At 71.7% G+C, this 13668-nt stretch carries 14 protein-coding genes and 1 pseudogene; 3 read left to right on the top strand and 12 right to left on the bottom strand.

The window, feature by feature from the left end; all coding sequences use genetic code 11:
- Positions 1 to 54: 54 nt before the first annotated feature.
- Complete coding sequence (locus CcI156_RS27415; RefSeq protein ID WP_256382308.1) at positions 55 to 393, bottom strand: DUF5999 family protein; 339 nt, start codon at positions 391 to 393, stop codon at positions 55 to 57.
- A 451-nt stretch (positions 394 to 844) separates the two neighbouring features.
- Between CcI156_RS27415 and CcI156_RS16070 the strand changes: the two genes are divergently transcribed.
- Both CcI156_RS16070 and CcI156_RS16065 read left to right on the top strand, forming a co-directional pair.
- Positions 845 to 2359, top strand: a complete 1515-nt coding sequence (locus tag CcI156_RS16070; RefSeq protein WP_076806567.1) for a glycosyltransferase family 2 protein — start codon at positions 845 to 847, stop codon at positions 2357 to 2359.
- Between the two features lie 18 nt (positions 2360 to 2377).
- Positions 2378 to 4147: a hypothetical protein gene (locus CcI156_RS16065; RefSeq protein ID WP_076806564.1), complete on the top strand. Its 1770-nt coding sequence runs from the start codon at positions 2378 to 2380 to the stop codon at positions 4145 to 4147.
- Here the strand turns inward: CcI156_RS16065 and CcI156_RS16060 are convergent.
- Complete coding sequence (locus CcI156_RS16060; protein ID WP_254847459.1) at positions 4089 to 4529, bottom strand: CoA-binding protein; 441 nt, start codon at positions 4527 to 4529, stop codon at positions 4089 to 4091. The two genes, CcI156_RS16065 and CcI156_RS16060, sit on opposite strands and share 59 nt — an antisense overlap.
- 182 nt (positions 4530 to 4711) lie before the next feature.
- Here CcI156_RS16060 and CcI156_RS16055 point away from each other — a divergent pair, with 182 nt between their 5' ends.
- On the top strand, positions 4712 to 5029 hold the full coding sequence (locus tag CcI156_RS16055) for a cytotoxic translational repressor of toxin-antitoxin stability system (protein WP_076806560.1): 318 nt from the start codon (positions 4712 to 4714) through the stop codon (positions 5027 to 5029).
- 27 nt (positions 5030 to 5056) lie between these two features.
- Here CcI156_RS16055 and CcI156_RS16050 read toward each other — a convergent pair whose 3' ends face one another.
- The 10 genes and pseudogenes from CcI156_RS16050 to CcI156_RS16005 form a co-directional block, all read right to left on the bottom strand.
- Positions 5057 to 5638 (bottom strand): TerD family protein, encoded by a 582-nt coding sequence (locus tag CcI156_RS16050; RefSeq protein ID WP_011437450.1) that lies wholly within the window; start codon positions 5636 to 5638, stop codon positions 5057 to 5059.
- Between the two features lie 47 nt (positions 5639 to 5685).
- Positions 5686 to 6777 carry an MBL fold metallo-hydrolase gene (locus CcI156_RS16045; RefSeq protein ID WP_011437451.1) on the bottom strand — a complete coding sequence of 364 codons (1092 nt, stop codon included), beginning with the start codon at positions 6775 to 6777 and terminating at the stop codon, positions 5686 to 5688.
- A 216-nt stretch (positions 6778 to 6993) separates the two neighbouring features.
- The gene (locus tag CcI156_RS16040; protein WP_175455943.1) at positions 6994 to 8046 is read right to left on the bottom strand and encodes a hypothetical protein; all 1053 of its coding nucleotides are present in this window, start codon (positions 8044 to 8046) and stop codon (positions 6994 to 6996) included.
- A 322-nt stretch (positions 8047 to 8368) separates the two neighbouring features.
- Positions 8369 to 8656 (bottom strand): annotated as a pseudogene (locus CcI156_RS27815) (lycopene cyclase domain-containing protein); the annotation flags it as partial.
- Positions 8653 to 9033, bottom strand: coding sequence for a lycopene cyclase domain-containing protein (locus CcI156_RS16030; protein WP_011437454.1), 381 nt, complete (start codon positions 9031 to 9033; stop codon positions 8653 to 8655). The gene CcI156_RS16030 and the pseudogene CcI156_RS27815, both read right to left, overlap by 4 nt.
- A 29-nt stretch (positions 9034 to 9062) precedes the next feature.
- Complete coding sequence (locus CcI156_RS16025) at positions 9063 to 9776, bottom strand: thiamine phosphate synthase (protein WP_023841272.1); 714 nt, start codon at positions 9774 to 9776, stop codon at positions 9063 to 9065.
- A complete protein-coding gene (thiS, locus tag CcI156_RS16020) occupies positions 9757 to 10014 on the bottom strand; it encodes a sulfur carrier protein ThiS (protein WP_011437456.1) in 258 nt (85 codons plus the stop codon). The genes CcI156_RS16025 and thiS overlap by 20 nt, the downstream gene beginning before the upstream one ends.
- Positions 10015 to 10079: 65 nt before the next feature.
- Positions 10080 to 10403 carry an Rv2175c family DNA-binding protein gene (locus CcI156_RS16015; protein ID WP_023841271.1) on the bottom strand — a complete coding sequence of 108 codons (324 nt, stop codon included), beginning with the start codon at positions 10401 to 10403 and terminating at the stop codon, positions 10080 to 10082.
- Between the two features lie 127 nt (positions 10404 to 10530).
- Positions 10531 to 12180, bottom strand: coding sequence for a Gfo/Idh/MocA family protein (locus tag CcI156_RS16010; RefSeq protein ID WP_076806557.1), 1650 nt, complete (start codon positions 12178 to 12180; stop codon positions 10531 to 10533).
- Between the two features lie 237 nt (positions 12181 to 12417).
- A complete protein-coding gene (locus tag CcI156_RS16005; RefSeq protein WP_076806555.1) occupies positions 12418 to 13653 on the bottom strand; it encodes an NAD(P)/FAD-dependent oxidoreductase in 1236 nt (411 codons plus the stop codon).
- Positions 13654 to 13668 lie beyond the last annotated feature (15 nt).

Raw genomic sequence — 13668 nt, 5'->3', positions numbered from 1 at the left:
AAGGAGCGAGCAGAAGGAGCTCGCTGTCAGGCCGCGCCTGTCAGAACGCGACCGTCAGAACGCGACCGGGGCCTGGCTCGCCCATCTCGGAGCCGGCGGCCGTGCCACGCCCCYGGGCCGGGGCAGCGCCCGTCGTGGCTCGACGGTGCGACCTGTCGGCAGGATCTCGCCGGTGTCCTCGAACAGAATCACCCCGTTACACAGCAGGATCCAGCCCTGGTCCCAATGCTGGCTGGCCACCCGGGCAGCGTCGCGATCCGCACTGTCCGCCGTGGGGCAGGGCGGACAGTGCGGGCAACCACGTCGCCGGAGCGCGGCTGTGCGTGAGGCGTCAGCGGGCAGGGGAACTGAGGACGGCTCGGGCGAGGAGGGCTCCGGGTCGTCGGTGGGCACCGGGGACGCCGATGCCGGGTCTGAAACGCGAACAGCTTGCACGAGCACCAGACGTTACGCCWCTCCGTAAGAAGCGTCACACCGAGGCGCGTGTGAAGGGGCCGACGTGTCTGCGACCCTTGACTCGCAAGTCAGCGTGGGCAACGGCCGTGACCAGCGCGGATGCGAAACGCGGCACATCGGGAACCAGCCGGACGGACCACGGGGTGTCTACAGCGAGATACCGGTAACAGGACCGGACCATCGGATCGGTAGGTTACGGGGCGGTGGCCGAGYGGTTCCGCCATCCTGACCRCAACAATGACGTGGGCCGGTTCCGCTGATGCGCCCACCTGCATGAACGGCGCCCGTTGTCCCCGGCGACCGGGCATCGACACGGCAGAGCCACGGACAGGCACCGGTGAACGGCCACGGACCCGGACATGCCCGGCCACAAGGGGGGGTACGGACGATGGACGGTGCCACGGGTGTCGGTACCGGTACCGACGCCTTCGGGGGCATCCCCACCGGCGGGGGTTTCGGCCCGCGTGCCGGCGGACAGCCGGTCGAGGTGTCGGTCGTCATGCCGTGTCTGAACGAGCAGGAGTCGGTCGGCGTCTGTGTGCGCAAGGCCCTTGCGGGACTGGMCACCGCGGGTGCCGCGGGCGAGGTCGTCGTTGTCGACAACGGATCCACGGACCGGTCGGCGGACGTCGCCGCAGCCGCAGGTGCCCGGGTCGTCCGCGAGACCCGGCGCGGCTACGGCAACGCCTACCTGGCCGGGTTCGCCGCCGCCCGAGGCCGGCTGATCGTGATGGGCGACGCCGACGACTCCTACGACTTCTCGGATCTGGGCGTCCTGCTCGCTCCGCTGCGCGCCGGGCGGGCCGACTACGTGCTCGGGTCGCGCTTCGCTGGAGAGATCCTGCCGGGAGCGATGCCCTGGCTGCACCGTTACGTCGGCAACCCTGTGCTCACCGGCATCCTGAACCGGCTGTTCGACGTCCGTTCCTCCGACGCGCACTCGGGCATGCGGGCCTTCAGCCGAGAGGCGTACCTGCGTATGCAGCTGCGCTGCGAGGGGATGGAGCTCGCCTCCGAACTGGTGATCGCCGCGGGCCGCGCCGAGCTTCGGATCGAGGAGGTGCCGATCACTTACCATCCGCGGGTCGGGGCCTCCAAGCTGCACTCCCTGYGGGATGGTTGGCGGCACCTGCGGTTCATGCTGCTGCTGGCGCCGAGGCACCTGTTCGTGCTGCCCGGCCTGGTGCTGCTGGCGCTCGGGATCGTGGGYCAGGCGGCGCTGCTGCCCGGCTCGCTCAATCTCGGCTTCCACCGGCTGGACCTGCACTTCTCGATCCTGTTCGCGCTGCTGGCGCTACTCGGCTGGCAACTGGTGCTGCTGGGGGTCTGCGCCGACGTCCACAACCACGCCCTCGGCTGGCAGGAGCGCCGCCGCTGGCCGCTGCCGCTCATCCACCGCCTGTTCACCCTCGAACGCGGGCTTGCGCTCGGCGCGGGCCTGTTCATCGTCGGATTTGTCGTGGACGTGGTCGTCCTCGTCCGCTGGCTGGTCAACAATCTCGGACCGCTCAACGAGATGCGCCCGGCCCTGCTCGCGATGACGCTGATGGTGTTGGGCGCGCAGACCGCCTTCGGATCCTTCTTCCTGCGGCTGCTGACCGCCGGACCCAGCGGGGGGCATCAGCGGGCGTCGGCCCGCGGTACCCGTGCCGGCACGGGTACCGGCACGGGTACCGGCACGGGTACCGGCACGGGTACCGGCACGGGTACCGGCACGGGTACCGGCACGGGTACCGGCACGGGTACCGGCACGGGCCCTGACGCGGGCCCTGACGCGGGTGCGGGTGCGAGTGCCGGCGCGGGCTCCACCCAGGCCGAGGCGAGCGGTCCACGGGCCGACACGCCCGGCCTCGGCCTGTGCTTCGAGGCGCCGGAACACCCGGCCGAGGTCGTCAGGTTCTGAGAACGGCGGATATTCATCATGGCCGTCCTGGGCAGAATGGTCGTCTCGGGCAGACGCCGCTTTCCACCGCTGCCCGGTGACGCCGCGCCCGTCTCCCTATGCGATCCCGCTGTCTTCGGGGATGACCCCGCCTCCGGGAATGACCCCGCGGATGACCTCGCCGCCCCGGGCCGGGTGCCGTCCGGGGAGCACCCCGGCCCGCTCTACGGCCCGAACGCGCGGCGCCGTGAATCGGGTCCGGCCTCCGCCCAGCCGGCCCGACCCGCCCGGCCGGCCCGACCCGCCCGGCCGGTCGCGCGGCATCTGCCCTTCGCGGTTCTCCTGGTCGCCGGGATGACCCTGCGGGTGGTCACCGGGTACGCCTACCGGCCGGCGTTCGAGTTCAGCGGAGACTCCTACGCCTACCTGCGACTTTCCACCCTGCACGCGCCCGACCCGATGCGGCCGGCCGGATACCCGGCCTTCCTGCGCCTGCTGTCGCACACCGGCGACCTGTGGTGGGTGACGGTGGTCCAGCACGTCGCGGGCCTGGCGCTCGGGGTGGGGATCTACGTCCTGCTGGTCCACCGCCGAGTGGCGGCCCCGGTGGCGGCCCTCGCCGCCGCGCCGGTCCTGCTGGACGCCTACCAGCTGGTCCTCGAGCACTACGTGATGGCCGAGACCCTGTTCGCGGTCCTGCTGGTCGCCGCGATGATCGCCCTGACCTGGTCGGCACGACCGTCGGTGTGGGCGTGCGGGCTCGCCGGCCTGTTACTGGGCGGGGCGGGCCTGGTCCGCACCATCGGGGTCGCCATGGGTGTGCTCGCCGTGGGCTACCTGCTTCTTCGTCGCGTCGGATGGCTCCGGCCCGCCGCCTTCGCCGTGATGCTCGCCGTTCCACTCGTCGGATACGCGGGCTGGTTCCACCACGCGCACGGGAAGTACGCGCTCACCGGTGGGGACGCGGTGTGGATGTACGGCCGGGTGGCACCGATCGCCGAATGTGATCGCCTACACCTGAGCACGCGCCAGCTCGTCCTGTGCTCYCCGCATCCGGTGGCGGGGCGGCCCGATCCCAGCTACTACGTCTGGAACGGCAACAGCCCGCACTGGCGGCTCGACATGCCCGACGACAAGCGGGACGCGCTGCTGCGCGACTTCACCCGCCAGGTCATCCGGTATCAGTTCGGTGACTACGCCCGGATGGTCGGCGGGGAGATCGCGCACTACTTCGCCCCGGGCCGACCGGTCGGGCACCGTGACTGGCCGGACGCGACCTGGCGGTTCCCGACCGGTAACGAACCGCGCTACCTACACAACGGCGAGCCACTGCTCGGCTTCCACGGGGACGCGCCCAGCCGCGTCATCCGCGAGCCGTCCGCCGGTTTCCTGCGGAGCTACCAGCATCTCGTCTTCACGCCCGGTCCGRCCCTGGCCGGGATGGTGATCCTTGCCGTCGTCGCGATCATGATCCCGGGACGGGACCGCCGTGCGCCGCCGGGGAACCGTGGCTCCCGGCGCCGGAGAGGCCTGCGGGACCGGGCCGCCGAAGATCGACGGCTGCGGGCGGACATGGCCCTCCTCGTGGCGGCCGGGGCCGCCACGCTCATCGTCCCGGCCGCGACGGTGTGCTTCGACTACCGCTACCTGCTCCCCGTCCTCGTGCTCTTCCCGCCTGCCGCCGCGCTCGCGACCCGCCGGTTCGTGCTGCTCAATCGATCGCGCCGGGCGCCCGCGGAGGAGCCGGGGATCAACGGCTCCAGCCGAGCCCCAGCCGGGGTGCCTCCATCGCCGGGCAGGTGTCCATGACGACGTCCAGCCCGGCCTCGCCCGCACGCGCCGCGGCAGCCTCGTCCCGCACACCGAGCTGGAGCCAGACCCCCTTCGCGCCGATCTTCACCGCCTCGTCGACGAGCGGGCCGGCCAGCTCCGACCGGACAAACAGGTCGACGACGTCGACGGGAAACGGGATCTCGCTCAACGTCKCGTATCCCTGCTCCCCCGCGACCACGGGTGCCGAAGGATGCACCGGCACGACGTGCTTGCCGTGCCGTCGCAGGTAGTCCGCAATGCTGTAGGCGGTCCGGCGGGTGTCGTTGGACAGCCCCACCACCGCCCAGACCTCGGTGTCGGTGAGCATGCGGCGAATGGTGTCGTCATCTCCGAAGCGCATACCCGCATAACCGCCCATGCCGCCCGGTTCATCCGGACCGCGGAAGGACTTCTCAGTTCCCGGCAACGATTCCCGGCAACGGGGGCGAGAAGCACGAGCCCCGGTGGAGGCGGGCGCATAGGATCTTCACGTGGAGAACGTGGAGCTTTCCCCGCTTCCGGCCGCCGGGGGACGGCTGGCCGCCGGGGCTGGAGCCGGCGGTGAGTGACAAGCACGAGGTGACGCTGTCCGCCTCGGCCGAGCGGGACCTGTCGAAGCTGGCCGAGCTCACCCGCGGCGAGGTCCGTCGGTTCCTCGACGGTGCCCTGCGCGACGATCCGCGCAAGGCCGGCACTCCGATCCCCGGCGAGCAGGTCGGCATGCACGAGGCCAGCGGGCGGACCTGGCGGAYCCTCTACCGGATCGACGCCAACACACGCTCTGTGCGCGTTATGGTCGTCGCGCCGCGAGGTGCCCGCTCCCGGATCGTGCCAACGATCGGCAACGCCCGCCCCGCAACCGGATGGCGCCGGGTCTGAGCCCGGGCGGTCACGAGGCCCGGGCGGTCAGGAGACGTTGACGCCGAAGTCCAAGGCGATCCCGCGCAACCCGGAGGCGTATCCCTGACCGACAGCGCGGAACTTCCATTCCCCACCGTAGCGGTACAGCTCACCGAAGATCATCGCCGTCTCCGTGGAGGCGTCCTCGGTGAGGTCGTAGCGGGCCACCTCCGCGCCGTTCGTCGCGTCCGTCACCCGGATGAACGCGTTGCGGATCTGGCCGAAGGCCTGCCGACGCGAGTCGGCATCGTAGATGGACACGGTGAACACGACCTTCGCCGCCTGCGGGGTCAGCATCCGCAGGTCGACGTTGATCTGCTCGTCGTCACCGCCGCCGCCACCGACCAGGTTGTCACCCAGGTGCTTCACCGCACCGTCCGGACTCACCAGATTGTTGAAGAACACGAAATAGCCGTCGGAGAGGACCTGGCCGGCGTCATTCACAATGATCGCGCTGGCGTCGAGATCGTAGGCGGCACCGGTGGTCTGCCGCACCTGCCACCCCAGGCCCACCGTCACGGCAGTGAGGTTGGGGGCGACCTTACTCAGCGAGACATTGCCGCCCTTGGACAGCGACACGGAGGTCATATCCTCACCTTAGTACGAATGGTCCCCGCCCTGCCGACCGGCGGGCCCTACGGCTCGATCAGGCGCCACCGGTCTGGTGTTCCCGGCTCGGAACGCGCCGCGCCGGTTGCCTCCAGCGTCGCGAGGTACGACATCGTGTCCATCACGGCGTTCTGCAGCGCCACCCCCCGCAGGTTGCGGAACGGCCGATGCCAGGTCACGTATCCGGCGACGTCCCAGACCCGCGAGGCACCCGCGCGCAGTCCCTCGACGACCTCGGACAGCCGGCCGGCGTGATGCGCGTCGAGCTCCGCGAGCCGGCGCTCCAGCCCGGTGAACCGGTACTCGTGCGCCGGCAGCACCTCCTCGGCCGGCAGGCTCCGCAGCCGGGCCAGCGAACGCAGGTAGTCCCCCAGCGGATCAGGAACGGCCTCCTCCGGCGCGGATACCCCGACCGCCGTCGAGGGCAGGACGTGGTCCCCGGAGAACAGCAGCCGGTTGGTCGGCTCCCAGAAGCAGAGGTGTCCCGGCGAATGGCCCGGTGTCCACAGCGCGGTGAGATCCCAGCCCGGGATGTCCGGCCGGTCGCCGTCTTCGAGGAGGATGTCGGGTCGCGATAGGCCCGGGGCCGGCTGCTGGTAGCCCGCCAGCAGCCGCTCGGTCATCTCGGCGGGCGCCCCGGCCCGKATCATCAGCTCGGAGATCCGGTCGGCGTAACCATGTTCGAAGTGCCGGAGCATCGCCTCGTCCAGGCGATGCAACGAGACCCACGCCCCGGATGCCTCCCGGATCCGGTTCGCCAGGCCGTAGTGGTCCAGGTGCGCATGGGTCACCACGACGCCCCGCACGTCGGCCACCGACATCCCGATCATCGCCAGTCCGGCCTGCAGCTCGTCGAACGCCTCGTCGAAGTCCCAGCCCGCGTCCATCAGGAACGGGCCCGTGGAGGTCTCGAAAACGTACACGAACACGTGCGCCGGTTTGGCCCAGGGCAACGGGACGGGAATACTCCACAGTCCCGGACGCACCTGCTCGACCGGTGGCAGGGGCCGACGCCACCGCGCGGCACCGTCCCGGCCGGCCCGCTCCACGGCCGGCTGCGGCCCGGTCTGACGCGGCACACCGACATCCCCGAGAGCAGCGTCCACGACCTCACCCACCCGTTTTCTCCGGCGCCCGACGGCGCGTGCATCGCGTACCGCGGCGCCCCGGGCCTGCGGCACCCGTCTCTGGGCCTGCGCCACCCGACGGAACCTTGGCGCGTCCCGGCCAACCTGTCATGCTATACCGCGCCGCCCGGTACCCCCCGAACCGGGCGGCGCCATACTTTCCCACCGCCGTCACCGCCGTCACCGCCGTCACCGTCACCGCGCCGGTCAGGAGGGGCAGGGCAGAACGGTGAGGGATCCCGGTGCCCGGGAGCGCCGCCCGTCGAGATCGGTCACCGTGGCCGTGTAGGTGATCGCCCCGGCCACACGGGCCGGGCCCACCGGGCCGGACCACGTCGACCGGTTACCCGTCGCCCGGTCAAGGACCAGCGACACACTAGCCCTGCCTCCGTCGGGGAGGTTCACCACGAGCTCCGCGGCGAAGATGCCGGTCGCGTCCACGACGGACACCGTCACCGTGGACACCGTCACCGGGGACGCGGTCACCGGGGACGCGGTCACCGGGGACGCGGTCACCGGGGACGCGGTCACCGGGGACGCGGTCACCGGGGACGCGGTCACCCTCGCGGCCGGCGCGCAGCCGGACGGGTACAGCGTCGTCGGCGCCGCGACCATCGACACCACCTGTGGCGAGCCGTCGACCCTGGCGGTGACCCGCACGTCGCCCCCGCCATCACCCTTGCGGGGCCTGACTGGAACGGTCACATCGATCGGTCCGGACGGTGCCGCCGCCCGATCAAGAGTGATCACCAGGGGGACGACGGCCCCCGGATCGATCCGCGACCGGCCGGGCACCACGGTTAGCCAGGACGGGCTGGCGCCGATCACGACGTCGACCGGCGCCGTGCCCTCGCCACGCAGGTCAAGCCGCCAGACGGAGTCGACGTCACCCAGGTCGACCCTGGTCGAGCTCAGGCTTAGGGCCGGGCCGGCGGGCCGCGCAGCGACCGGGACGGCCGGTGACCCGGGCGGCGGTCCGGTCCGCGGCCTCGCGGCGGTCGGGGCAACCCGTGGCGAAACCGACCCGATGCCGGTGCTCGGGGAGGCCGCGGACGCGGTGGAAAGGGCCGGACCGGCACCCGGCCGGGCAGTGACCGGGGCCGCCGTCACGTCCGCCGGCCCGTCCTCGTCACCGGGCGTGGGTGCCGGCGCTGCGACCGGCGCACCCGGCCTGCCTCCGGAGGAACCCGCACGATGGTCGCCGGCCATCCGCCCACGCACAACCACCAGACCCGCAACGATGACGACCAACACAGCCACCACAGCGATGATGCGTCCCCACCGGATCGGCAGGATCCGGCCTGAACGCCCCCAGGGAGAACGGTGACGTCCCGGCGATCCCGGGCCCCCCGCACCATCATGCGTCATCGTGACGAGATTAAGCCGACGGATTCTCGCTAGGGGACCAATTCGCTCGTTTCCGTCACGAAGTACGCCGAGATCTCTCTCGGCCCTCGGGTCGAGACGGGATGCCCCGATTCTCCCCATTGACCCCGTTGTCGCCGTTGTCGCCGTTGTCGCTGGCCTCCCGGCTCTCCCCGGTCCGCCGGCTGCGAGGCCTGCCGGGCGGCCCGCCCCGCAGCCGGCGCCCCCACCAGACCCACCATGCCAACGTCTGGGTCACCAGCGCGAAGCCGAACAGCAGATCCTCGACCGGAGCGTGCGCGATCCGCGGGCCGAGGATCCGGCGGGGGTCGTAGACGACGATGCCGAACCCGGTGAGGATCCCATTGGAGATCAACTGGAACAACGCGATGATCGCATAGGAAGTCCAGAAAACCCGCCGGGTCAGCAGCCGGGTCCGCAGGACCCACAGGTCCATCGCGATCGCCAACGCGACCCCGACGACCGCCAGGGCCGTGTAGCTCACGGCCGATCACCATCGGGAGTCCCATCGGAACGCGTCGCGCTCGGATGGGCGGGCTCGTCGCCGACGTCCCAGCCCCGCACCGCGCGCACGGCCTCCAGCGTCAGGATCGCRCACATCGGCACCACGGCGAAGAACAGCAGCTCCTCCAGGGGAAGGCCCCCCGGAAGCAGGATCCCGGTGATGCGGCGCCGGTCGAAGCTCCAGTGCCCCGCGGAGACGGCGAACAGGTCCCAGACAACGAAGATCACGATGACGGGGGCGAGGGTCAGCAGCAGCCGAACCGGCCGGGCGTACACCCGGGTGCCCAGAAACACCTCAAGCGGCGCCGTTCCGAGCAGGCATCCCGCCAGGACCGCGAGGTAGCTCAGATGGCGCATCGGCGGCTCGGACGGCGCATCGACAACTCTCAGACAGCTCTCAGACGCCGAGCGAGGGCAACAGCGCTCGCGGCCGGATCCTCGACCCCGGTGAGGCCCCGCACGACCACCACGCGGCGCGCTCCCGTCGCAAGAATCTGATCCAGGGTATCCGGACCGACGCCACCGGTGACGAACCACGGCTTCACGCCCGGAGCGAACGGAGGAGCGTGCCGCGCGGCCAGCCGGGGCAGACCCAGGCCGACCGGCGGCCGGCCCTCCTTGGTGGGCGTGGCGTGCACCGGCCCCACGCACACGTAGTCGACGTCGGGGTCGGCGAGCGCCGCGAGGAACTGGTCGGGATCGTGCGTCGACTGTCCGATCAGCACGTCCGGGCCCACCAGGCGCCGGGCAAACCGCGGCGGGATGTCGCCCTGACCGACGTGCAGGATGTCGACCCCGGCGAAGGCGGCGAGGTCGGCGCGGTCATTCGCGCTGACCAGCACTCCCCTGGCGCCGGCGGCGGCCTGCACCCGCCGCAGCCCGCCGAGCTCCTCGTCCCATTCGAGCCCCTTCTCCCGGAGCTGGATCAGATCGACCCCGGGGGCCTCGGGCGTGCCGACCACGGCGCTCAGGAAGGCGTCGAACTCGGCCCGACGCGGCGTGCACAGGTACAGGCGGGCGTCGGCCAGCCGCCGCAACCGGTCCGCCCGGGCTGGCCCACCGGCGCGCGGCGACGATCCCTCAACCTCCGGCGACAGCACGCACGATCTCCAAAATGTCGCCGTCGGCGAGCCGGACGGCGGGAATCTCGGACGGCGTCAGAGCCACGCCATTGTGCTCGACCACCACCGAACCAGACGGCAGGCCCAGCTCGGCGAGCAGGTCGGGCAGCGGCTGGCCACCCGGGATGCCCCGCGGCGCACCATTGACGACGACCCGCGCCCGGGCGAGCGGCTCCGGGTGCGCACGCGGGTGCAAGTGCGGCGGACGATCGACCATTTTTCGACCCTACGGGAGCAGCGCCCGCCGTGCGGGCGGTGGGTACGGCCGGGACCGGGCCGGGGCTAGAAGGCCGACGCCTGGGCCCGCCGTTTGACCTCCTTGCCACGGTTCTCGATAAGTGCCTGCATGGGGGTGCCCGGCAGACTCGGATCCTCCCGGAAGATCCAGTCGAGCGCATCCTCATCRGTGAACCCCGCGTCGGCCAGCACCGTGAGCAAGCCGGGCAGCCCCTTGACGACGGCGCCGTCCCGGATGAAATCGGCAGGCACCCGCAGGACGCCCCCCTCCCGCCGGGCCAGTAGCGTCCGGTCGCGCACCATCTGCCGGACACGGGTCACGGGAACCTGCAGCTGATCGGCGACGTCAGGCAGGGTCAGCCAGTCCATGGTCAAGAGTAAACACCTAAGTCTCGATGGCGTCGTATGGTGCCGGCGCGGCCGCGGACGTTGGCCGCGCCCCTCGGCGAGGGGATGACCAGGCGGTTTCCGGCCGGGACGGTCCGGCCGGAACGGGTCAGAGCGCAGCCACCTGGGCGCCGCCCGCGGCCGCCGAGCGCACCGCCGCCTCCAACACCGCGACCACCGGACGGGCGGTCTGCACGCCGTAGCCGGACAGCGGCCAGCCCGAGACGAGACAGTCCGCCAGGTCCCGGTGAAACGTACTGCCCGAGGTGGGTGCCAGCGGGATGTGGCTGCGCACCCCGTCATGGGTGATCAGCACGAGCGACCCCGCCTCCGCCTCGAGTATCTCGGCCTCGGCCTCGACCTCGGACCGACGACCGGCGTGCCGTCCCAACCGCGGCACCAGCTTCCCCTCCCCGTCCCGGAAAGCCCCGCCGTCCCGGAAAGCCCCGTCCAGGATCAGCGAGCCGGTGGACCCGAGCACCTCGAACCGCGGGCGCCGGGCCACCGTCAGATCGGAGACCGTGACCTGCGCCTCGGCCCCACTCGCGAAACGCAGCAGCAGCCGGCTGTGGTCAGCGTTGCTGACGTGGTGCCAGACCCGCTTGACGGTGGACGCGCTGACCCATTCGACGGGCTCGTCAACGAGGGCGAGGATCTGGTCAACGCAGGCGCTGCCCCGATCATGGAGCTGCCCACCACTGATCCGCTCGTCGTCGTGCCAGGTGCCGGCTGGCCGGCGGAAGCCGCCCCGGTGGGCGTCCAGCCGCAGCGGCTCGCCGACGGCGCCGCGGTGCACGGYGGCGCGGACCGCCCGGTAGCCCGGGTCGTCCCGACCCTCCGGATACACCGCGAGCACCAGGGACCGGGCCTCCGCGAGCTCCGCGAGCTGGTCGGCGTCCGGGGTCGACAGGCAGAGCGGGGCGTGCACGACGACGTGCTTGCCGGCCTCCAGCGCACGACCAGCCCATTCGAGACGGGTGTGGGTCGGTGTGGCCACGATGACGACCCCGAGATCCGGATCGTTGACCAGGTCGTCCGGGTCGTCGACGCGGCGCGGCGGGCGACCCGCCGCGTGCGCCGGGAGCCGGCCGGCACCGCCGTCGCAGAGGGCGGCGAGTTCCAGGCCCTCGGTCGCGTCCACCGCCGAGTGGTGCGTCCCGGTGATGTCCGGGGTGCCCAGCAGCCCGACCCTGGCCGGCGCGGCGTCGAGCACGCCGAGGCAGTGCCGCAGCCAACGTCCCACGAGCCGCTGGTAGGCGGGATCGGCGAGCACGGCGGGACCGGTACCCAGGGTGAATATGCCGAGGCCCGTGGAGGGCCGCCAGGTGCAGACGGGATGCTCGCCCATCTCGTGCCGGACCAGGAGCAGCCGCTCCACGTCGTCGGCAATCTTGTCGGGGATGATCCAGCTCTCCCGGGGGCGGAAGTCCGCGGACCGGGCCATGACCGCGCCGCCCTGCGGCCCGACGGTCAACCGCAGGTCGTAGGGCGCGGTGGTCCGCCCCGGGATGAAACCGGACGCCTCGATGAGCGGACTTCCCGGCGGCAGCGCCCGCATGGTCGGCCCGGCGAGCAGGACCGGGACGGTCTGCCGGGCCCGGTCCAGCAACTCCTGCTCGACGTGGTCGAGCGGACGGTCGATGAGCACGAGAAGCGCGTCGGCCGACCGTGCCGAGGTCGGGCCGAGACCCGCTGCCCGCAAATGGTCGCCGAGCGCGTTCACACCGGCCAGGTTCGACACCAGGTGAATGCGAGGCACGTCTCCGCACTCTAGTGACTGTTCCCGACGTTCCGGCGATTGGGGTCATCAAACAAAGATCCAAATAAAGATCCGCGCAAAGATTTACACAAGGATGCATACATAACGCAATGCCGGGCAAGAGTACCAATGATCCTGATATCCAGAAATCCCGCCGTCCGGCCGATCGGAACGCCTKGAACGCCTGGAACGCCTGGAAAATCCGGAGCACCGGGAACACCGGGTCGTCACCGGGCGTCATCGACTTGCCGCGGCCAGTTCCTTCATCGACACGGAGATATCRGCGAAACGCTCCCGATCCGGGATACCGTCGGCCGCCATCAACCGGCGACCGGCGACCATGTCCATCGGGCGCCCCACAGTGACCAGCGCCTCGAGACGGCCGTCCGGGGCGAACCACCCGGCCGACCAGCCAGACGGACGCCCGCCGTCGGGCGGCACGACGACGCCCGGATCGCCCCGGAACACCGGGGCAGCCTCTGCCGAAGGGAGTCCCGCGAACTGCACCATGCGGCCGAACTGTTCCGACCAGAAGTAGGGCACCGGGTCATAGACGGCCTCCCCGCCGAGCAGCGTGCTGACCGCGACCGCGGGCGACTGCTGGGCGCAGTCCCAGTGCTCGACCCGCAGCCGCCGACCGTAGCGACGCGACCACCAAGCAGCACAGTCACCGACCGCGACCACCGGCGGCCGGTCGCCGTCGGCACCGTCGGCACCATGGGTMCACCGGGCGGCGAGATGCTCGTCAACCACGACTCCCCGGTCGAGGGCGAGCCCGGAACCGGCGAGCCAGGCGGTGCCGGGCCGCACCCCGACGCCGACGACAACCTCGTCCGCAATCAGCTCCTCACCGCCAGCCAGCACCAGCCCGTCGGGGGTGACCCGCTCCACGGCCGTGGCCAGGCGCAGGGTAACCCCGGCCCGGGCGTACCACGCGATCGTGCACCGGCCCACCTGCGCGCCGAGCGCGGCGAACAGCGGCGAGGCGGCTGCCTCCACGACGGTGACCTCGGCACCGATCGCTGCCGCCGCCGTGGCGACCTCCGCGCCGATCCAGCCGGCACCAACGATGACGAGCCGGACGCCGGGACGCAGGGCGCCACGCAGATCCCGGGCGTCGTCAATGGAACGCAGGACCCGCTGTGGGCCGTCGCCCGGCAGGGTTACCGGGTCGGCTCCCGTCGCCAGCACCAGGCCGTCGTAGTCCAGCGGCCCCGCGTCGGTCTCCACAGTGCCCGGTCGCAGGCCCGTCGCCCGCCGTCCGAGGCGCACCTCGACCCCGTCGAGGTCGAAGGGCAACGTCGTGTCGTCGATGCGGCCGGAGAGCACCGCCTTGGACAGCGGCGGACGATCGTAGGGCCGGTGCGGCTCCGCCCCGAGCAGGATCACCTCTCCCGCGAAACCACGCGCGCGCACCTCGGCGGCGGCCCGGCCCCCCGCCATTCCCGCGCCCACGACGACTATTCGCTGCATTCGAGCAGACTATCG

The sequence above is a fragment of the Frankia sp. CcI156 genome, from assembly GCF_001983015.1.
Taxonomy (GTDB): Bacteria; Actinomycetota; Actinomycetes; order Frankiales; family Frankiaceae; genus Frankia; species Frankia casuarinae.
This window is presented reverse-complemented; position numbering and strand designations above follow the sequence as displayed.